This is a genomic window from Niallia alba, from assembly GCF_012933555.1.
In the GTDB taxonomy this organism is placed as follows: Bacteria; Bacillota; Bacilli; order Bacillales; family Cytobacillaceae; genus Niallia; species Niallia alba.
Genome location: NZ_JABBPK010000001.1, coordinates 1,901,243 through 1,923,119, shown reverse-complemented (window position 1 = coordinate 1,923,119; position 21,877 = coordinate 1,901,243). Strand labels below are relative to the sequence as shown.

Annotated in this window: 18 protein-coding genes and 2 riboswitches; of the genes, 7 read left to right on the top strand and 11 right to left on the bottom strand. The window is 34.7% G+C overall.

Annotated elements, in window-relative coordinates; all coding sequences use genetic code 11:
• Positions 1–3: 3 nt before the first annotated feature.
• Positions 4–1,308: an MFS transporter gene (locus HHU08_RS09180; protein WP_169188326.1), complete on the bottom strand. Its 1,305-nt coding sequence runs from the start codon at positions 1,306–1,308 to the stop codon at positions 4–6.
• Positions 1,309–1,449: 141 nt separating this feature from the next.
• Positions 1,450–1,977, bottom strand: coding sequence for an RDD family protein (locus HHU08_RS09175; protein WP_101730091.1), 528 nt, complete (start codon positions 1,975–1,977; stop codon positions 1,450–1,452).
• A gap of 265 nt (positions 1,978–2,242) precedes the next feature.
• On the opposite strand from HHU08_RS09175, the gene HHU08_RS09170 reads away from it, so the two are divergent.
• Both HHU08_RS09170 and HHU08_RS09165 read left to right on the top strand, forming a co-directional pair.
• Positions 2,243–2,434 (top strand): hypothetical protein, encoded by a 192-nt coding sequence (locus HHU08_RS09170; RefSeq protein ID WP_016200933.1) that lies wholly within the window; start codon positions 2,243–2,245, stop codon positions 2,432–2,434.
• A 127-nt stretch (positions 2,435–2,561) separates the two neighbouring features.
• The gene (locus tag HHU08_RS09165; protein WP_169188325.1) at positions 2,562–3,719 is read left to right on the top strand and encodes an aminotransferase A; all 1,158 of its coding nucleotides are present in this window, start codon (positions 2,562–2,564) and stop codon (positions 3,717–3,719) included.
• Between the two features lie 48 nt (positions 3,720–3,767).
• Here HHU08_RS09165 and HHU08_RS09160 read toward each other — a convergent pair whose 3' ends face one another.
• From HHU08_RS09160 to HHU08_RS09140, 5 genes are all read right to left on the bottom strand, one after another.
• Complete coding sequence (locus HHU08_RS09160) at positions 3,768–4,703, bottom strand: NAD(P)-dependent oxidoreductase (protein ID WP_328823066.1); 936 nt, start codon at positions 4,701–4,703, stop codon at positions 3,768–3,770.
• Positions 4,704–4,813: 110 nt separating this feature from the next.
• Positions 4,814–7,459, bottom strand: a complete 2,646-nt coding sequence (locus HHU08_RS09155; protein ID WP_169188323.1) for a cation-translocating P-type ATPase — start codon at positions 7,457–7,459, stop codon at positions 4,814–4,816.
• 514 nt (positions 7,460–7,973) lie between these two features.
• A riboswitch (yybP-ykoY riboswitch) is annotated at positions 7,974–8,069 on the bottom strand.
• A gap of 185 nt (positions 8,070–8,254) precedes the next feature.
• The gene (locus tag HHU08_RS09150) at positions 8,255–9,592 is read right to left on the bottom strand and encodes an ISLre2 family transposase (RefSeq protein WP_100525934.1); all 1,338 of its coding nucleotides are present in this window, start codon (positions 9,590–9,592) and stop codon (positions 8,255–8,257) included.
• A gap of 440 nt (positions 9,593–10,032) precedes the next feature.
• Entirely contained in the window at positions 10,033–11,733 is a 1,701-nt protein-coding gene (gene ptsP, locus HHU08_RS09145; RefSeq protein WP_169188322.1) for a phosphoenolpyruvate--protein phosphotransferase, read from the bottom strand.
• The gene (locus tag HHU08_RS09140) at positions 11,733–11,999 is read right to left on the bottom strand and encodes a phosphocarrier protein HPr (protein WP_016200927.1); all 267 of its coding nucleotides are present in this window, start codon (positions 11,997–11,999) and stop codon (positions 11,733–11,735) included. The genes ptsP and HHU08_RS09140 overlap by 1 nt, the downstream gene beginning before the upstream one ends.
• 742 nt (positions 12,000–12,741) lie before the next feature.
• On the opposite strand from HHU08_RS09140, the gene HHU08_RS09135 reads away from it, so the two are divergent.
• Positions 12,742–13,110, top strand: a complete 369-nt coding sequence (locus HHU08_RS09135; RefSeq protein WP_016200926.1) for a PilZ domain-containing protein — start codon at positions 12,742–12,744, stop codon at positions 13,108–13,110.
• 91 nt (positions 13,111–13,201) lie between these two features.
• Here HHU08_RS09135 and HHU08_RS09130 read toward each other — a convergent pair whose 3' ends face one another.
• On the bottom strand, positions 13,202–13,396 hold the full coding sequence (locus HHU08_RS09130) for a hypothetical protein (protein ID WP_169188321.1): 195 nt from the start codon (positions 13,394–13,396) through the stop codon (positions 13,202–13,204).
• Positions 13,397–13,888: 492 nt separating this feature from the next.
• Between HHU08_RS09130 and HHU08_RS09125 the strand changes: the two genes are divergently transcribed.
• Entirely contained in the window at positions 13,889–14,062 is a 174-nt protein-coding gene (locus HHU08_RS09125) for a YkvS family protein (RefSeq protein ID WP_065429081.1), read from the top strand.
• Between the two features lie 99 nt (positions 14,063–14,161).
• Here the strand turns inward: HHU08_RS09125 and HHU08_RS25055 are convergent, their stop codons facing one another.
• Positions 14,162–14,266: a DUF6254 family protein gene (locus HHU08_RS25055; RefSeq protein WP_220040981.1), complete on the bottom strand. Its 105-nt coding sequence runs from the start codon at positions 14,264–14,266 to the stop codon at positions 14,162–14,164.
• Positions 14,267–14,476: 210 nt separating this feature from the next.
• Positions 14,477–14,560: riboswitch (glycine riboswitch) on the top strand.
• A 137-nt stretch (positions 14,561–14,697) separates the two neighbouring features.
• Between HHU08_RS25055 and HHU08_RS09120 the strand changes: the two genes are divergently transcribed.
• Both HHU08_RS09120 and HHU08_RS09115 read left to right on the top strand, forming a co-directional pair.
• A complete protein-coding gene (locus HHU08_RS09120) occupies positions 14,698–14,976 on the top strand; it encodes an ACT domain-containing protein (protein WP_016200923.1) in 279 nt (92 codons plus the stop codon).
• Positions 14,977–14,994: 18 nt separating this feature from the next.
• Positions 14,995–16,356, top strand: a complete 1,362-nt coding sequence (locus HHU08_RS09115; protein WP_016200922.1) for a PFL family protein — start codon at positions 14,995–14,997, stop codon at positions 16,354–16,356.
• Positions 16,357–16,583: 227 nt separating this feature from the next.
• On the opposite strand, the gene HHU08_RS09110 is transcribed toward HHU08_RS09115, so the two are convergent.
• Complete coding sequence (locus HHU08_RS09110; RefSeq protein WP_169188320.1) at positions 16,584–17,615, bottom strand: YkvI family membrane protein; 1,032 nt, start codon at positions 17,613–17,615, stop codon at positions 16,584–16,586.
• A 233-nt stretch (positions 17,616–17,848) separates the two neighbouring features.
• Here HHU08_RS09110 and HHU08_RS09105 point away from each other — a divergent pair, with 233 nt between their 5' ends.
• Complete coding sequence (locus tag HHU08_RS09105; RefSeq protein ID WP_169188319.1) at positions 17,849–20,011, top strand: ATP-dependent Clp protease ATP-binding subunit; 2,163 nt, start codon at positions 17,849–17,851, stop codon at positions 20,009–20,011.
• Between the two features lie 44 nt (positions 20,012–20,055).
• Here HHU08_RS09105 and HHU08_RS09100 read toward each other — a convergent pair whose 3' ends face one another.
• On the bottom strand, positions 20,056–21,750 hold the full coding sequence (locus HHU08_RS09100) for a M3 family oligoendopeptidase (protein WP_169188318.1): 1,695 nt from the start codon (positions 21,748–21,750) through the stop codon (positions 20,056–20,058).
• Positions 21,751–21,877 lie beyond the last annotated feature (127 nt).

Below are 21,877 nucleotides of genomic sequence, written 5' to 3'. Positions count from 1 at the left end.
TTCCTACCATTCTTCCTTCACACGTGCATGAATAACTAACCCGATAATAGTTAAGATAATTAACGATCCTAGTGCCATTCTACTTGCTGTATTTCCTAAATCAGCAAAAGCAAATGTAATAGTTCCATATAATAAAGGACCGAGAATAGAAGATACTTTACCAGAAAAGGCAAACAGCCCAAAAAATTGTCCTCGTTTTTCTTCTGGAGTAATTTCGACTATGTACGTTCTTGTCGTTACCCACATGCTACCTAATGCCACTCCAAATAGACTTCCAGCTACCCAGAATAACCCTTCATTCCAAGCAATCGTTGCAATGATCAGCGCAATAACTAATAAAATCCCTACATAGCGCACAGCTCGATAAGCTCCAATACTTTTCGTTATATATCCAAAAATAAAAGAACCAATAATACTTGCGATGGTGGACACAAGATAAAGAATAATAAACTTACCAGTACTAATCCCAATAACCGCATTTGCATATACTGACATCATTGCAATAGTAGTAGCTAACGCATCATTGAGAAAAAAATAGGCAAGCATAAAAATAAAAATCTTCCGATAATTCTTCATTTGCTTAAAGGTTTCGAGTATTTCACGATATCCTGATAGAACAGATTGCTTTGGAACATTTTCCTTTGGTGTATCCTTTATGAAAATAAATAATGGCAAAGATAACAGCAAAAAAAGAATACCAGTTGGAATAAAAGATTGATTATATGCTCCATCGTCCATAAACAAATAAACAGATAGGCCGATAAGTGTTCCAAAATAACCTATTGCTACACCAAACCCAGAAATTAACGGAATCTGTTCTTTGGTTCCTAAATCAGAAATCATCGTATCATAAAACACCAGACTGGAATGATACGTAAATTTAGATAGTACAAAAAAAAGAATGACAAGTATTAAAGACATTGGGATTCCAAACATCATTTGTGTAAATGGAATAAACGAAAAAATCCCCATTGCAATCGTACCTATTACAGTTAGTAATGTTAAAATTACAATATACTTTTTCTTTTTTCCAGTTCTGTCCATCATTACACCAAATAAAGGCGTAAAAATGACTAATAGAAAACTTGCTAGTGCATTGGCATAGGAAATAAAAGTTGAGGCTATTTGTTTCTGTACTTCATCTGAACCTACGATTTCTTGCAAATATAAGGGGAAAAAGATTGTATTAATATTAGACGAAAAAATAGTATTAGCAGCATCATAGAGTGCCCACGAAAGTATTGGCAAAGAAAAATATAATGCCAATCCCTTTTTTTCTAGTTTAACTTTATTGGTTATCGGTTCCATCCGTTAAGCTCTCCTCTCCAATATCGGGTATGTTAAAACGCAATAACACCCTCTCGTTTGTCTGCTTCAGAACCTTTTGGTTATCCATCATGTTTGTGATCACCACTTCCATGATGGATTTTTTAACAGATGTGATCGGAATTATTTTTTGATTACAACTGAACCTACTATTAAATCATGTAATGCTTGTTTTTTCTCTGTAAATGCTGCAAGTATGAAACCAATTAACAAAATACTTGATAATAGACTAGAAACTAAGTATCTCCCTAAGCTTCTCCAGAAAGAAAGTCTCTTTCCATTTTTATCCGTTACCTTTAAGCCTAATAGTTTTTTTCCAATTGTAGCTTGCCATTTAGATGCATGAAACAGAGTATAGTAAAAAAGACTAAATATCATACATACGATCATCGTTCCAAAGAAAGCAAGCATCATAGGACCAGCGATTGATAAAATTTCAGCATCAGATAACGTATCTATACTCGTTGGATCAATCAATAATTCCTCAGGAACTTCCATTGAATTCACAAACAGAGCAAAGATAACATTCGAAAGAATTAGTAAAGGTATACCGAGAATGATACTATCGATTGCCCATGCCCCGAAACGAATCCAAAATCCAGCATATTGTGGATGCTTTTCATTTTCTTCTATTTGTATTGTTGTAACCATTTATTTTCCCCTCCTTCTAATATGATAATTGGTATTTATTCTCTAAACAACCTTTTTTATGAAACGTTTAGTAGATTTACAATTTTTAAACAAAGCTGTTTTCTAAAAATGTTCATAAAACGTTTAAATATTTTTTTCTATTTCGTGAAATATCTAACAAAGTCCTAGACGATTTTATACGATTGGCATATGCTAAAAGTGTAAGATGTGAATAAAGAAGTTAAGATATTTTTGTTAAATCACTTTAAGAGGGGACGAGTACACAATGAAGGGTACTGCAATTCTTTTTCACGATGATTTATCCGTCACATTTTTAGAAAATATCGATTTGGACACATGGAAAAAATCAGATGAAAAGAACCTTACAACCAAATCCATAGAGACTCATTCTGATCAATCATCCCATGAACAATTATTATTTATTGAAGAAGATGTTGATTGGGAGTATGGTTATTAAGAATATAATATTAAGCTTCGAGCAGGGAAAGATTTTTCAAGTACCTGCTCTTTTTATTTGTCTATGTATTTTCATTAATCATCGCTTTTGATATCATTATAGAATACGTTACGATAGGAGACTTAATATGGAACATTTAATCAATAAAAAAGTTAAAAATATTGAGATTTCTGGTATCAGAAAGTTCTCTAATATGGTTGCCGGAAAGGAAGGGATGATTTCTTTAACAATAGGTCAACCAGATTTTCCAACCCCTCTACATATTAAAGAAGCTGCTAAAACTTCCATTGATGAAAATTATACATCCTACACACATAACGCTGGAGATCTTGCTCTACGAAAAGCAGCATCACAGTTTGTAAATAAAAAATATAATCTTTCCTATGACCCTTCTACAGAAGTAATTGTCACAGTGGGAGCTAGTGAAGCAATTGACGTTACATTTCGGACTATCCTCGACCAAGATGTCGAAGTAATTCTTCCAGGACCAGTGTATCCTGGCTATGAGCCCATTATCCGTTTATGTGGTGCAACTCCTGTATATGCTGATATTCGTCATACTTCTTTTCGTTTTACAGCTGATGTTATAAAGAAATACATCACAGAAAAAACAAGATGTATTGTTCTACCCTATCCATCAAATCCTACAGGGGTTAGCCTTACGGAAAAAGAATTAATAGAAATAGCTGATCTAATTCGAGAAAAAGACATCTTTATTTTAGCCGATGAAATTTACAGCGAATTATTATACGATCAAGAGCATGTGTCTATTGCTCAATACCTTCGTGAACAAACGATTGTAATTAATGGACTATCTAAGTCACATAGTATGACTGGATGGAGAGTTGGTTTGTTATTTGCTCCAACAATCCTCAGTCAGCAAATAATAAAAGTTCATCAATATAATGTAACATGCGCTTCTTCTATCTCTCAAAGAGCTGCTTTAGAAGCATTAACTACCGGTATCGATGATGCCAAACCAATGAGAGATGATTATAGAGAGAGAAGAAAATATCTATATGATCGCTTATCTTCTATCGGCTTCGATATCGTTATGCCAGATGGTGCATTTTACTTTTTTATCAAAGTACCGACAGATCAAATGAATTCCTTTGATTTTTGTCTTGATTTAGTTAATAAAGTTAATTTAGCCGTTGTACCAGGAAGTGCTTTTTCCGAACTAGGAGAAGGATACTTCCGCATTTCGTTTGCGTATTCAATGGAAACATTGACTGAAGCATGTAATCGATTAGAGGAATATATAAAAAACTATCTAGAAAAATAAGAAAAACAGTTTCCATCTCTGCAAACATCAGAGGTGGAAGCTGTTTTTTTATCGATCCCAATATTTATATAAAGCCTGTGTGCCACTCTCATCTTCACCTTTTGCTGATAAATGACTATACAGTGTTTCAGCAAGTGATAGCCCTGGTGTCTCCATATTCATTCCTTCTGCCTCTTCCAGCGCAATTCTCATATCTTTAATAAAATGCTTGATATAGAATCCTGGCTCAAAATCACCTTTAATCATTCTTGGCGCTAAATTACTCAAAGAGAAACTGCCTGCGGCTCCACTTGTAATGCTCTGTAGAACTTTTTCTGGATCTAATCCTGCTTTCTTTGCATACACAATCGCTTCTGTTACACCAATCATATTCGAAGCAATTGCTATTTGGTTGCACATTTTTGTATGTTGGCCAGCTCCTGCTGGTCCTTGGTAAACAATGTTGGTTCCAAGCATTTCAAATATTGACTGAAGTTCTTTAAAAACAGCCTCGTCTCCTCCAACCATAATCGATAATTTTGCATCTCTTGCACCCACATCTCCACCACTAACAGGTGCATCTAAGGTATAGATATTTTTCTTTTTCGCTTCCTCATATATTCTTTTCGCAAGGCTCGGAGTAGATGTCGTCATATCTATTAGATATGTATTTTCTCTTGCATTTTTAACTAAACCAAGTTCACCTAAATATACTTCCTCAACATCTTTTGGATACCCAATAATTGTTATGATTACATTGGCTTTAGAAGCGATTTCATGCGGACTATCGGCCCAATCCGCTCCTTCTGCTATAAGATCAGACGCCTTTTCTTTTGTACGATTATGTACAATAACAGGATAACCTGCATGCAATAAATGTCTTGCCATACTTTTCCCCATAACACCTGTACCAATAAAGCCAATCGTCGTTGTTTCTTTTGCCAACATATTTTGCTTCCTCTCCTTTTTACAATGTTGCCATCCATTAACATTGTTTTTCTTTATAGTATCACGAAAACTTTTTTGATTGTGTTAAATGGTTGTCTATTTTAAAAAAACTATCTAGAATATACTCTCTAAACAATTCGATCGCATATTTCCAGATAGTTTTTTCTTTATTTACGTAATAACTTCACCATAATCACTTTCATTATTTCCATCCCAATCACAGCAGCAATTGCTAATCCTGTTGCTATTAACCATTCATGTAAACCAAATGAAGGAGGGATAGCGAACACTTCTCTAGCGAATGGCAAAATAGTGATTAGATATAGGAAGAAACATATTCCCACTGCTCCTAAAACATATTTATTGGAAAATAAGCCGACACCAATAATCGTTTGTGTACTAGATCTAGCAGCAAAAGTTTGCAATGACCGCGAAAGAATTAATGTGGTGAAAGCCATAGCTACTCCTAATTCATCGGAATGCTGCAAACCGATATAATGGGCAATGATTACTGCTACACCAATCAAAATCCCTCTTGTAACGACTGCACGAAGCGTTCCTCCTGCAAAGATTCCTTCTTTGACATCTCTTGGTTTGCGCTTCATTACTCCTGGCTCTGATTTCTCCATCCCAAGAGCAATAGCAGGTAAAGAATCATTAACTAAGTTTATAAATAACAGCTGTAAAGCCGTAAATGGATTTGCCCAACCAGCAATGACTGCAAACAATATAGCAATTATTGCCCCAAAATTCCCTGCAAACAAGTACCCAATTGATTTTTTGATATTGTCAAAAACAGTTCTTCCTACTCCAACTGCATTAACGATTGACACGAAATTATCATCTGTAAGAATCATATCAGCTGAATCTTTGGCAACATCTGTACCACTTCCCATTGCAATACCAATATCAGCCTGTTTTAATGCTGGAGCATCATTGACACCATCACCAGTCATCGCAACAATTCGATTTTTCTTTTGCCATGCTCTAACAATTCTTATTTTATTTTCTGGCGAGACACGAGCATAAACAGAAATGCTTTCTAATTTTTGATCTAGCTCTTCTTCTGATAATGCATCTAATTCTTGACCAGTTAACGCAATATCATTTTCTTGCATTAATCCAATTTTACGCCCAATTGCTTGGGCAGTTGTTTTATGGTCTCCAGTGATCATAACTGTTCGAATACCAGCATCTTTCGTTTGCTCTATCGATGCGTATACGGCATCTCGCGGCGGATCCATCATTGCTGTTAAACCAACAAGGATTATTTCAGACTCATCCTCTTCCGTTATAGTTGTCTTATCCTGCGGCACATGTTTATATCCATATGCAAGAACCCTTAATGCTTGATTTGAAAAATCCTCATTAGCCCCCTGCAGTTTCTTTAACCATTCATTTGTAAACGGTTCTTCCTTTTCATTAACCAATATTTTTGTCGCCCGATTAAACATAACATCTGGGCCACCTTTTATGAGCATTAGACGTTGGTTATCAATCGTATTAATAGTAGACATTAACTTTCGATCTGAATCAAAAGGCAGTTCCGCTTCTCTCGGATATCGAGAGCGTACCTCTTCATAATTCCTTTTGCCATCATTATAAAAGTTAATAAGCGCAACTTCTGTTGGATCTCCCACTTCTCTATTTTCTTTATTTATATATGAATCATTACAAAGTACTGCAATATTTAACAAAAGTTTTTCCGAATGGTTCCACTGAAAAGGATCCGGTGGCAAGTGCTCCCTTTCCCCTTCTGGAATAAAATAATCCGTTACGGTCATTTTATTTTGTGTCAAAGTCCCTGTCTTATCTGTACATATAACACTGGTCGATCCTAATGTTTCGACTGCAGGTAACTTTCGAATAATCGCACTTTGCTTTGCCATTTTATTCGTTCCAACCGATAGAACTATAGTAACAATAGAAGATAATGCTTCTGGAATGGCTGCTACTGCTACAGCAACTGCGAATAATAACGCATTAAGAATGGAAGTCGTAACGTCAACCGTTTCATCTCCTAACCATATTCTTAACGCTTGGATAGCAAAGATCAGAACAGATAAAATAAGAATTCCTACTCCTAATTTTTTACTGAAATCTGCAAGTTTTTGCTGTAAAGGTGTTTGCTTCTCTTCTGCTGTGTTAAGCATATCAGCAATTTTACCAATTTCGGTTTTTTCTCCAGTTCCTGTTACGACGAAAGTACCTCGACCATACACGACTAGGGAACTGCTATAAACCATATTGATACGATCACCAAGCGCAGAATCCTCCGTAATCACTTTTTCTTGTTTCTCTATTGCTTCTGATTCTCCTGTTAACATCCCTTCATTAACTTTTAAAGAACCACTTTCCAAAATCCGCCCATCTGCTGGAACATAATCACCAGCTTCTAGAAAAACGATATCTCCTGGTACTAACTCTCTTGCAGGAATCGTGCTATTTGTATTATCACGTCTTACTTTTGCTTCAGGAGCACTCATACTTCGCAGCGCATCTAGTGAACTTTCAGCTTTTTTAGTTTGAATGACACTAATTACAGAATTTAGCAATAAAACTAAAAAAATGATGAGTGATTCTACAAACTTCCCCATAATTAATTGAATAACAATTACTACTAACAACACAATAACCATAGGATCTTTAAATGTTTCTAAAAAGAGCTTCCATGTTGGTACTTTTTCTTTATCTTTCAGCTCGTTATATCCTTCTTTTTCCAAAAGACTCTTTACCTTATCTGTTGATAATCCTTGTTCAGATGACTGTAAATCCTTTAATACGACATCTTTTTCCTTTTGATAAAATTCCACTTGGCTTTATTCATCTCCTTTAATTTCAGGTTTAACAATCTTAGATTTCATCTTTCTCATTATGCACATCTATGTAACCTGAAATATTTTTCTGACAAATTCACTTTTCCTATCTTTCCTTACCCCTTCCCAATATTAACGTCCACGAAACCTCGTTATTCAGTAGTATGGGGTGATTAATTACGAATGTATATATTTTTCCTCTTTGCAGACTTTTCATGTATGTAATTTCATATTAGAGCAGCTATAATAATCATCGGCTACTTAAAAGAACTTTACAACTATTGTTCTTCCCTTAAAAAGGATAACAAGTATGAAAAGATTAAACGTGCTGAATCTTAGCATAATAATTGGTGGTAATAATCTTTCTATAAGCAATTATACTTAAGTAAAAACACCTACAAAACTACGCCAGTCCCCCCCTCCTTTCATTACTATTTGTACACTTCCTCCTATCGGCTTTTGCTTCTTGATACGCAAAAAAGACCTTTGCCAAATAGGCAAAGGTCTTGCTAAGCATAAATATGCCAACAAAGCCGATGGCATCTGCCATGAACTGACGACTTTGTTTTAGGTACTATCCTAAAAGCTACTCCCCTTTGAGTAAGTATACATTATTAATATTATAAATAATTATATACAATTTTTAAAATTTTGCCAACCTTTTTGTTATATGGGATTGAGTCAAGTTTTTGTGGGAGTTTTTTTAGCTCCCTTTTTTATAAAGTAAAACCTCTAAGTTTGTATCCGCTTTCCAATTGGTTTTGTTCTTACAACTGTTGATTCTCTCATTTTTTAAAAACCTTTTAATCCCTGTAAGGCAAAGTGAACGGGTTTTCCAATCGCTTGATTTAAGTATGGCATGTTCTGACGCACGGTTTCTGTTACTAATTTTGTGGGTATTTTTCTTTTCGGTCGATGCTCTTTCTTTGATTTTTCCGTGGCTTTTTCCCATTTTCCATATATCGTTTGGATAGATAGATCATCCTTCAACCCAATCCACAAACGTGCCATGCTCATGACGCCTTTTTTGCTCCATGCTCTTCCATTTTTTAATCGTTTGGCTAATTGATTCATCATTGCTTCTGCACTTCCCATTGGACGATACGCTGTCGTGTCCACGCCTTTCTCCTGTAACCAACTACGGTAATCTTTTATGGTTTCCTGATGATGCGTTAAAAAGCCGAGGAAATGCGCTAGTTTTTCTTCTTCTTCTGGTGTATCCATTGTTCCTACTGCGCTATTCAACTCTAGAAGTAATGTTTCTACCTGGTAGTTTTTTAACGCTCTTTTCATGTAGCGGTATCGAGGATGGCTCTTCATTAGTTGCTTCATCGAACGAGCGACATGAAAACGGTCCATGGTGAAAAAGGCGCGTTCCCGAAAATACTCCCGACATGCCGTTATCCAGCCTGCTCCATCGCCATTAATAATAAGCAAGGTTTGGGTTGGATCATACGCATAATGATTCTGTAAGAATGTTTCAAAAGCTTCCCAAAAGGGTTCTTTTTCTTCATAGAGAAAATGCCTTTTATTTCGGAGCCTGACTCGCTTTCCGTTTTCTTTCCATCCCTCATGTACAGCGGCGAATTTCAACTCCCATCCACGCTTTTTCTTTTCTTGACTCTTCACATATAATCCATCTACTTCGACAAACAACACCTTTTGAAAAGGACGTTTTTCCTTAGCGGGAAGTACGCTTGTATGAAGAAGATGTTGCCGTAATGCTTCGTGGCTCATCGCCGAATAGCCTAAAAATTGTTCGAACGTTTCCACCGCCTTTCGATAGGAGGAACCATTTGTCGCTAATTCTAGCCCCCATTCTTCTAATAGTGGACTAAACCCTTTATTCCCTTGAAACTGTAAATAATGATCTAACAGACAAATATATTTTTTGGTTACACGATCGAAATAATAATTACGCTTCAGCTCCACTGCTCCAAACGCTGTATCTACTCGTATTTCTCGTTTATCTCGTAAAGCAAATCTTCTTTTGTCTCGTTGCTGAGCAATCTCTAGATCCCAATTTTCTAATGTTTGAACAAGGATTTCTTGAAAGGTCATTTGTAGTGTTCGAAATAAAGTTTTTTCCAATTCTTTTAATGATGGCATTTTTGTGTTACATTGATTCATGAGAGCCTCTCCTTTTCGTAGTATTCTAGTCAAACTCTACTTTACAAAAGGAAGCTCTCTTTTTTAATACTTAATTTTTTCCAGCTACCGCGCTTTCGCTTGGTGGCCTTTTTGTCTAGTTGGGGGACTCGTCCCCCAACTAGACAAAAAGGATATTTATTCTCCCACAAACATTTTACTCATACGTTATATGGCCACCAGCTCAACTCAATAAGTCACTTATATCACTAATGCAGTAGTCATAAATGTTAAATCGAAATTACTAATGTAACTATCTCTCTTCCATAACCAGGTTTTTTATCATACACAACAAAAAAACTGACTAGAATCATCTAGTCAGTTCAAATAAGGGGAAAATGAGAATAGCGTTAAGCTAACTTGTAAAAAGAGCTTATGCTATTTTTATTTATACCCACTATTTTAAAGGATAAACCTCTTTTTTATGAAAGTTTTGCAGCAGCCTTTACTGCTTCCATAACTTCTTCAGTTGTAGACATTTGTAGTGCTTTTTCCGCTAATTCTTCCATTTCTGCTTTAGAAAGATTTAGAATTTGCGATCTAGCTTTTAAGATAGATGTAGCACTCATCGAGAATTCATCTAAGCCTAATCCTAATAATAAAGGAATTGCTGTTTCATCTCCTGCCATCTCTCCACACATACCTGCCCATTTTCCTTCTTTATGCGCTGCATCAATAACCATTTTAACAAGACGCAAAATAGAAGGATTGTATGGTTGATAAAGGTAAGATACGCGTTCGTTCATACGATCTGCAGCCATTGTGTATTGAATCAAGTCATTTGTTCCAATACTGAAGAAGTCAACTTCTTTAGCAAACTGATCTGCAAGCACCGCTGTAGAAGGAATTTCTACCATAATACCTAGCTCAATTTTTTCCGCAACTTTAACGCCTTCCGATGTTAAGTTAGCTTTCTCTTCTTCTAAAAGAGCTTTAGCTGCACGGAATTCGTTTAGAGTAGCAATCATAGGGAACATGATTTTTAAATTTCCATATGAGCTTGCACGTAACAACGCTCTTAATTGCGTACGGAAAATATCTTGCTCCTCTAAGCAAAGACGAATAGCACGGAAACCTAAGAACGGATTCATTTCCTTTGGAAGATCTAAATATGGTAATTCTTTATCTCCACCAATATCTAATGTACGTACAACAACTGGCTTTCCTTTCATTCCTTCAAGGACAGCTTTGTATGACTCAAATTGCTCATCTTCTGTAGGAAGTTGGTCTCTGCCCATGTATAAGAATTCTGTACGATATAAACCAACTGCTTCTGCACCATTATTAGTTACACCTTCTAAATCGTTTGGTGTACCAATATTTGCTGCAAGTTCCACATGAACGCCGTCTGAACTTACTGTTTGTTCATTCACTAGTTTTGCCCATTCTGCTTTTTGTTGCTCATATTGTTCAGCAGTCTGTTTATAGCTTTCCACTACTTCAGGTGTTGGATTAATATGGATTTCTCCCTTTAATCCATCAACAATTACTAAATCGCCATTATTAATTTCTTCTGTCGCTTTTTTTGTACCAACAACAGCAGGAATTTCTAAAGAACGAGCCATAATTGCTGAGTGAGATGTTCTACCACCAATATCAGTTGTGAAGCCTTTAACAAATTGACGGTTAAGTTGTGCAGTATCAGATGGTGTTATTACTTCTTCTGAAATCATACTTGGGTTTACCAAATGTACACCTAAAAGATGAGACATTACACGTTTAGTCACGTCACGAATATCTGCTGCTCTTTCTTGCATATATTCATTATCCATTGATTCAAACATTGTAATAAACATGTCTGTAGTTTCTTTTAATGCGAATTCAGCATTGACTAGGTCTGTTTTAATTTTATCTTCAATAGGTGCAATTAATTCTGGATCACTTAATACTAATAAATGCGCTTCAAAAATCGCAGCTTTATCCGCACCAAGCTCTTTATTAGCTTTTTCACGGATAGCTTCTAATTCTGACTTTGCTTTTGATAAAGCTTCTTGAAAACGAGAAATTTCATTTTCTGCATTTTCTACGCTAGTCTTTTCAAAAGAAAGGTCTGGTTCCACTAAACGATAAGCTTTTGCAATGGCTATTCCACTAGATGCAGCAATTCCTTGTAAAAAACTCATTATTCTGCTAAACCTTCTTTATTTAAAGTTTCTTGTAATCCATTAATTGCTTCTTGCTCATCATTACCTTCAGCAATAATTTTAATATCAGCACCTTGAGCAATACCTAATGACATTACACCCATAATTGATTTAAGATTAACTTTTTTCTCTTTATATTCTAATTGAATATCTGAATCGAACTTGCTAGCAGCTTGTACTAAAAGAGTTGCTGGTCTTGCATGAATTCCTGTATCTGCAATAACTTTAAATTGTTTTTCTACCATAATAAAATCATTCTCCTTTATCGATTAAGTTATTAAGATGTTAACAATAAGCTAAACTTTTCAAACTTAAACAACCTTTAATATAAACCAACAATTGTTTATCATAAATAATATATAATTTATATATTACAATTGTAAACCGAAAGCTATGTATTTTGTCGAAAAAATTAATTGTCTATGTACACAAACTTCCTTTACAACCATTTATAGCATCTTCTAAAAAGATGAAAACATGTAAAAATCATGTTTAAAATAGGCAGGTAATTTAAGTTTTTGAAAAAGACATCTCAAATGAAAGAATAGCATTTCTTTCTTGCATAGACAATCAAAATTTACTAAACGACAAAAAATAGTTAACTTTATGGGGAAATTTAGTGAATTTTATCGTATTTTACTGTTATTTCCTGTTTTATAAATTCCCAAAGTAGTTAACTTTTATACAGTTAACTGTTATGGTCACTTCTCATTCGAACACCTAATTATTGTAACAATTCCGTCAAAGATTAGAATAGAAACCAATTGGACAACGAAAAATATATTGCATTATTTAGTTAAACAAGCTTAAATATTATTAAAACTTTTAAGTATAAATTTCCAGTTATTAAGTCCAATACTTCTTTTATGTCGAAATATTTTTGTCTGAATTATCGCCATTAACAACGCCTATAATGAATCCCTAAATCCTAATGATTGAAAACAACAAAAAGATTTAACAGGATAATAGATAAAAGTGAGGGAATTTATGAGATACAAACGAAATGAAGCTTTTCGCTACCAATTAAATGATTCTATAGAAGCTGTACTAACATTAAAAATTGATGCAGATACACTCTCTAGTAAAGGACATGTCCTAATAGATAACATAAGTCCTAATGGTCTAAGATTTCGTTCCGCATATGACTTACCAGTTGGTGATACACGTTTACTCCTGCAACTTCAATTTACTTTAAATGAAAACGAAATAATGATGCCTGGTCATATTACTTGGAAGAAAAAAATGGGAAATCAATTTGAATATGGATATGAAGGAACGGGAGACAATAATGCTAAACAGAAGATAATTAGCGGTCTTAAGGAACTTTCTCGAATGGAGAACAAAGAGCAGGAGTAAAAAATAATCATCATACACCAATTTTAAAACCTCGCCTCCTATCTGAAGTATTCACTTAGATAGGAGGCGAGGTTTTAAGTAAATTCTTCACTTAACTTCTTGGTTCATCCATGTATTTATAAGTAACATCTCCACCAATTTCTGCTATACCTTTATAATGCTTAAAGTCTTCCCTTTTAACTAATTCAGTTCGAAACGTGAGGAAGTCCTCTTTTTTCACACGATAGCTTTCTATTTCTCTTTTCATTAATTGGTCTAATATTTCCTCTGCCAATTCTTTATTCATTCCACTCACCTATTTTCCTTTCCATCATTTTTTGTCCATATTTTAAGTGATTCTTTTATTTAAAGCAAAGAATTCTACCTATTTCCTTTTTCTATTACTATTTTTTGATATTATTATGTATAATTCTACTAATTATGTTATAATATCATCTAATATCAGAAAAGTGTAAGCATTTTAATGATCGCAGATAATCGGAAAATAGTTTATTCTGTAAATATATTTCTTGCACCCCTTTCTTTTTTATTATTAAAAATACATAATTTTCGTTTAACAGCATTCCCCTTCATTTCCTTTTGAGAAGTGGAAATAACTTTAAAATAACAAACCAACTAAAACCTATTTCAAAAAAGTAAATGATACACATTTTATTTGCAGTTTCATAGTATATATATAATAAGATTACTATACTGCTATTTTTACGAATAAGTTCTAAATAGTGCAAACTATAATCAGAATTTATATAAAATTTGGAATGATGAGGAGAGATTGTGAGTGAAAAGAGCCGAGGTTGGAAATATTATTGAATTCAGAGGATTACAAGGAATCGTGGAAAAAGTAAATGAAAATTCAGTTATTGTAGATTTAACTTATATGAACAACTACCGCGATCTTGAACTAGAGCAAAGAACCGTTGTTAATCATAAAAATTATCGCATCATTAAATAAATGTTAAACATACAAAAAGAAGTCACATGAGGATTTACTCCTTTTATTGACTTCTTTTTTGTATGCGCTTTATCGATATCATATATTATAAGGAAGAAACTATTCCTCCGCTAATTCTTTTTTCGTTTTGACTTTTCCATGCGGCTTTTGTTTTTGCTTACGTACAGTCCATTCTCTTTCTTTTTCTCTTTGTGCCTTTGACAATTATATCACCTCCATCCTTTCCATTTTATAATAAACAGTATTTTATTTTTTATCCTATCCTTTTAAACATTTGACTGATCGTTTCATCTAACATTTATTAACTCACCATGGACAAATATTCTGTTGACCACATGAAAAAAAACTGTTAACATCACATTATATTTCTTAAATAATTCGCATGCTATGAATGTTATGGATCAAACTATAACAGGAGCAGCTTCTGGAGAGACCGTTTCCTATAAGAAACGGCACCGAAGGATTCACAATCTCAGGTAAAAGGACAGAAGGTTAACCAATACATACTTATGATGTCCTGGTTCTTCTTACCCTTTGAAACAGATTGGTGTATCCAATCTGTTTTTTTGTATACATTTTAGTGAAGTTAATTATTTAAGAACCGTAACTAAATTAGGAAAACATGAGGTGAAATAATGGTTCAACAGCGTCGTGCAGTCGTTAGTGTAGTCGGAAAAGATCAAATTGGCATTATCAGTAGGGTTACTACCATTCTTTCTAATAATCACATCAATATTCTAGATATCAGTCAAACCATTCTTCAAGATTTTTTTACAATGATGATGTTAGTAGATATTACGGAAAAAGAAAACTTAGATACCTTAACAAAACAGTTTGATGAATTAAGTGAACAGCTTCATTTAAAAATAAATATCCAATTAGAAGACATTTTTCAATCCATGCATCGTGTCTAAGGAAAGTAGGTCTGTATAATGAAAATTGCATTAAATGAAATGATGGAAACGATCAACATGGTACAAATGGAGAACCTTGATATTCGTACTGTGACGATGGGAATCAGTTTATATGATTGCGCAGATTCAGATTTTCAAAAATTAAATGAATCTGTTTATAAAAAAATCACTACATATGCAAGCAAATTAACAGCAGTAGCAAAAGCTGTAGAAAAAGAATATGGAATTCCTATTATTAATAAGCGTATTTCTATTACTCCAATAGCTGAAATTCTCGGAAATAGTACGGTAGAACAAGCAGTTACTTTAGCAAAAACACTCGATAAAGCAGCAAAAGATTTAAATGTAGATTTTATTGGAGGTTACTCCGCTTTAGTTCATAAAGGTATTTCTAAAGGTGACCAAACATTATTAGACGCCCTTCCAGAAGCTCTTTCCGTCACAGAACGAGTATGTGCATCTGTATCTGTTGCTACGACTAGAACAGGAATTAATATGGATGCTGTAAAACAAATGGGAGAAATCATCAAAAAGGCAGCAGAAAATACGAAGGATCAAAATGGTTTAGCCTGTGCTAAGCTAGTTGTCTTCTGTAATCCCGTTGAAGATAACCCATTTATGGCTGGTGCCTTCCATGGTGCTGGAGAAGGTGAGGTAGTCATAAATGTAGGTGTTAGTGGGCCTGGGGTTGTTTTAAGCGCATTGAAAAAATATCCTGATGCAGATTTGGGCGAAGTATCTGAAATCATCAAAAAGACAACCTTTAAGATTACTCGCGCTGGTGAATTAATCGGTCGTGTTGTTGCTGAACGTTTAAACGTTCCATTCGGTATCATGGATCTTTCCCTTGCTCCGACAAATGCAATTAATGATAGTGTAGCAGAAATATTAGAAGAAATTGGATTAGAGCGTGTGGGAACACATGGTACAATCGCTGCGCTAGCTTTAATGAACGACGCTGTAAAAAAAGGTGGTGCCATGGCAAGTAGCTATGTTGGTGGATTAAGTGGTGCTTTCATTCCAGTAAGCGAAGATAATGGAATGATTAAAGGCATTCTAGACAATAGCTTAACTCTTTCCAAATTAGAAGCAATGACTTGTGTATGCTCTGTTGGACTTGATATGATTGCACTTACTGGAGATGCTACAGCTGCTACCTTATCAGCGATAATTGCAGATGAAGCAGCAATCGGGATGATTAATAAGAAGACAACAGCAGTCCGTGTCATTCCTGTTCCTGGTAAAAAAGAAGGAGAAATTGTAGAATTTGGCGGACTATTAGGTCGAGCACCTGTAATGGGGGTTAACCCATTTAGCTCAGCTAAACTTATTGACCGTGGTGGACGTATCCCTTCTCCACTTCAGGCGTTAATTAACTAACCGGAAAGAAAACCACCATCAGTGTGGTTTTTTCCTGTTCCCCACTGATGGTTAGTTGCACTTATCGGACGTTGACGGCAGAGTTACTATACCTACTTCCCTCGATTTTCTGTGGTTTGTGGGTTTGGCTCTTACTTCCCGTTAAAAGTGAGATAAATAATACTAGACAAATAAGTATCCCTGTTCTTTAAGATACAGTCAGGGATACTTATTTGTCTTTACTAATATTATTTTGGAATTGGTTTTATCCATAAGAACAATAAAAACACTAAGCTAATATAACCAAATATGGGATATAAAAAAGACAATAAAGTACCATACTGTACAAAACTAATTAGATAAGACACCGTGATAATTCCCCCAATTAAAACCATACTCGGTAAAGGAATAAAGCTACGCATCTGCCTTTCTAACCCATAAATATTTCCAATTACAGAACTAAATATTTCTCCATAAATTACTAAAATATAAACCCATGAAAGCTGCGGAGCTAAATTTTTCATAATGACTGCCATCGGAATAGAATAAAGAGAAACATCCCCAAGCATAATCAGAGAAAAATGACTGGAAATTAGAATCACCATCAAAGCAATCCCACCTAAAATGCCTCCCCATTTAGCTACTTCTTCATCCCCTATTTCAGAGGCAGCAGGTACTAACACCGCAATGGCTAACGCTAAGTTTAAGGCAGTATACGAAAATGGAGAACTAAGTGTTTTCCAAGTAATTGGCTCCATTTGAAAAATCTCTCCCAAAAAGCCTGGCAATGAAACAGAAAGAAAAAAGAGAATAAAACTAAAACTAATCATAATTGGAACAACAAAAGTGTTTACTGCAAATAGACCTTTTGTTCCAACCATCATTACAATTAAGGAAAGTCCAATAGTAAAAATAACTCCAACTGTTTTATTTAAACCGAGCTGCTCCTCAAATACGGCTCCAGCTCCTGAAAACATGACTGCACAAACTCCTATTAGCATAAGTAATAATAGAAAGTTAATAATCGTTCCTACCAAATTGCCAAATAAATAGATGGTAAATTCTTGATAAGAAGAAGCCTTTATTCTGACAGAAATGCGCATTAACTTCGCCCCAAAATACGCAAAAATAAATCCACTTAAAAGGATTCCTAGCAGACCGATAAATCCATATTGTGAAAAAAAGACTACTATTTCTCTTCCTGTTGCAAAACCAGCACCAACAACAGTACCTACATAAACTGCTGCAAGCTGAATTGCTGCACTCCATTTATTTTTCACATATTTCCCTCCCTACATCAACTATATGTGGAAATGGACAAACAATGACGAGCTTTTTACCAATTAAAAAATAAATTTTAAGTGAGACATTTTGTACCAATTAAGCACACTTGTTTTCCAAAAAAAACCACAAATATTTTTAAGCAAAAAACTTGAAAGTCAAAAATGGTCAAAGTATAATCATACTTACAAAAGGTCAATATTAGTCAAATTCAAAAGGAGGATATTTATTTATGAAATGTGAAATTTGCCAACAAAACAGTGCGACAATCAGTCTACGATTTGTTTTAAACAATATGGAAAGTACAATGAATCTTTGTCACGCTTGCTATCAAAAAGAAAAGCACAAAATTGCAGCACAAAGCGGCCAAATGTTTTTCCAACCTTCCCCTTTTGATGAGTTATTTCAATCATTTAACCAATCAAATCCACTAGGGGGAGCTAATGCTGCAAAAGAAGCTCCTTTTACTTCTAATAATAAAAAGTCTGGCATTCTCGATAAACACGGGAAAAACTTAAACCAAATGGCTAACGCTGGTTTGATAGACCCTGTTATCGGCAGAGAAAATGAGATTGAACGTATAATCGAAATTTTAAATAGAAGAAATAAAAATAATCCGGTTTTAATTGGGGAACCTGGTGTCGGAAAAACAGCGATAGCAGAAGGATTAGCGCTTAAAATTATAGAAGGTAAGGTACCAAAAAAATTACAAAATAAAGAAATTTACTTGTTAGATGTGGCTTCTCTTGTTTCAAACACAGGGATTCGCGGCCAATTTGAAGAAAAAATGAAACAAGTAATCCAAGAAGTACAAGCTAGAAAAAATGTTATTGTCTTTATAGATGAAATTCACCAACTAGTTGGGGCAGGATCTGCCGAAGGATCAATGGATGCAGGCAATATTCTAAAACCAGCGTTAGCGCGTGGGGAACTGCATATTATCGGAGCAACTACCATTAAGGAATATCGTCAAATCGAAAAAGATGCAGCATTGGAGCGAAGATTCCAGCCAGTACAAGTAAGTGAGCCTTCTGTTGAAGCAACCCTTTCTATTTTGAACGGCATTAAGGATAAATATGAGAAGTTCCATGAAGTTACCTACACAGAGGATGCAATCAAAGCATGTGCCGAACTATCTCATCGTTATATTCAAGATCGCTTCTTACCAGATAAGGCAATTGACTTAATGGATGAAGCTGGTTCTAAAATGAATCTTTCTTCTAATTATCAAAATACAGATGCAATTGAAAATCGCCTTGCAATGATAGCTAGTGAAAAAGAACAAGCATTAAAAGAAGAAAATTATGAATTAGCTGCAGAATTACGCAAAGAAGAACAGCAGCTTGAAAAAGCCTTAAATGAACCTAATAAAGACGACAAACCGATAGTAGACGCAACTCTTATCCAACAATTAATCGAAAAGAAAACAGGTATTCCTGTTGGGAAATTACAGGAAGATGAACAGCAAAAGATGAAGTATTTAAGCGAGCGTTTAGCTGCAAAAGTAATTGGACAAGACGAAGCTGTCCGAAAAGTGGGTAAAGCCATTAAACGTAGTAGAGCTGGACTTAAATCGAAAACTAGACCAATCGGTAGCTTCCTATTCGTCGGTCCTACTGGAGTTGGGAAAACAGAGCTTACAAAAACACTTGCAGAAGAATTATTCGGCAGCAAAGAAAGTATGATTCGTCTAGACATGAGTGAATATATGGAAAAACATAGTATTAGTAAAATCATTGGTTCTCCTCCAGGATATGTCGGTCACGAAGAAGCAGGACAGTTAACGGAAAAAGTTAGAAGAAATCCATACAGCATTATCTTGCTAGATGAAATCGAGAAAGCTCATCCTGATATTCAATCTATTTTCCTGCAAATTTTGGAAGATGGACGTTTAACAGATAGCCAAGGTCGTACTGTAAGCTTCAAAGATTCTGTCATTATTATGACAAGTAACGCTAGTGTCGCTCATAAGCATAAAGTAGTTGGTTTTGGACAAAATGATGCAATGGAAGAAAGTAATCTATTGCAAACATTGGGAAACTTTTTCAAACCAGAATTCCTTAACCGCTTTGATGCAATTATCGAGTTTACAACATTAGAAAAAGAACACTTACTTCGTATTACCGACTTATTATTAGAAGAACTTGCTCAAAACTTGGAAGAACAAAACATTACTTTACAAGTTGATGATTCTGCTAAAGAAAAAATCGTGGAACTTGGAACACATCCAAGCTTCGGTGCTCGTCCATTAAGAAGAGTAATCCAAGAACATTTAGAGGATCAACTAGCAGATGTTATTTTGGAAGATCCAACTGTAAAAGAATTAGTAGCAGTTCTAGAGGATGGACAAATTACGATAAAATCAGTTCAAGCCCAATCTATCTCTAATAAATAATCAACAAGAAAAACGTGGGGAAATTATCCCACGTTTTTCTTGTTTTATAAACTGCGATCATCAACAGAGTTTAACCATTCATCAATAACGCCTACAACAGACTCCACACAGCCCTCTTCAAAAGGAGAAATTAAATTAGCTGCTTTAACCAGTTCTGTAAATGGCATACTTCCTCCTAATTCGCAAAGCTTCACATAATCTGCCCAAGCCTCTTCTTGGTTTTCTCTTGAGCGTTTCCAAAATTGAAAAGCACATATTTGCGCTAATGTATAATCAATATAATAGAATGGTGAATTATAAATATGCCCTTGTTTTTGCCAAAAACCGCCATTCTCTAAATACTCATTTCCATCATAATCAAGATGCGGACTATATTTTTTCTCAATATTTCTCCATGCTTGCTTTCTTTCTTTTGGAGTAGCAGTTGGATTTTCATATACCCAATGTTGGAATTCATCGACTGATACACCATATGGAAGGAATAATAACGCTGAACTTAAATGCGAAAACTTATACTTCTCTACGTCTTCTTTGAAGAATAATTCCATCCATGGCCATGTAAAGAATTCCATACTCATGGAATGAATTTCAGCCGCTTCATACGTTGGCCAATAATATTCTGGAATATCAAAGCTTCCACTCGAATAAACTTGGAATGCATGACCAGCTTCATGTGTTAAAACATCAATATCACCTGATGTTCCATTAAAGTTTGAAAAAATAAATGGTGCCTTATAATTTTCAATGAAAGTACAGTATCCACCGCCAGCTTTCCCTTTTTTAGCGACTAAATCCATTAATTCAGTTTCTCTCAAGTAAGAGAAAAAAGCCCCTGTTTCTTTTGATAGTTCATTGTACATCTTTTGACCATTTTCAACAATCCATGCTGGATCTCCTTTAGGAGTTGCATTTCCAGTTAAAAATTCTAATGGCTCATCATAAAACTTTAAGGAATCTACACCTATTCTCTCTTTTTGTCTTTCTTTTAATTTGGTTGCAAGTGGGACGATATGTTCCTCCACTTGTTTTCTAAAAGCTGCAACCAATTCTGCGTTATAATCTGTTCGATACATACGATAGTAGCCTAGCTCAACGAAATTTTGATACCCTAGCTTACTAGCAATTTCTGTACGGATCTTTACCATATCATCATATATTCTATCTAGCTGCTCTTCATTTTCACGAAAAAAAGCGAAACGTGCTTCACTTGCAGCCTTTCTTGTTTCCCGGTCTTTTGACTCTGTAAATGGCTGTAGTTGTGCAAGCGTTCTTTCTTCACCATCAAACAGAATCTTTGCAGAGGCAACAAGCTTAGTATATTCTGTCGATAGTTTATTTTCTTTCTGAAGCAGTTCTACTACATCTTCAGAGAATACTTTTAATTGTGCTTCTGCCAACGCAAACAATTGTTTGCCCCATTTTTCTTCTAATTGCTCTTTAAATTTTGATTGGACAAGTGCTTGATAATATTTAGTAATAAGACCTTCTACTTTAGGTGAAACTTCATCGATATAATCTTGTTCTTGTTGATAAAATTCATCATTTGTATCAACAGAATGGCGAATATAACATAAATTAAACATAGTTGAAATATCATTTCTTAGCTCGTTTATTTTTTCAATCGCTGTAATTTGCTGCTGAACATGTTCTGATTGATGAAAATCAACTAATATTTCATTTATTTTGGTTGTAAATTCCTCTATATCTGGTCTTTTGTATGTAAATTCCGAAAATTTCATTCCGATACCTCCTATATATTACTAAGCTTGCTTTCCTCATTATACATGAAAACCAGTGCGACAAATACAAAAAAGCGAATATTCATAATGGAAGAATTAATTATTTCAAAATAAATCTTTCCCCATA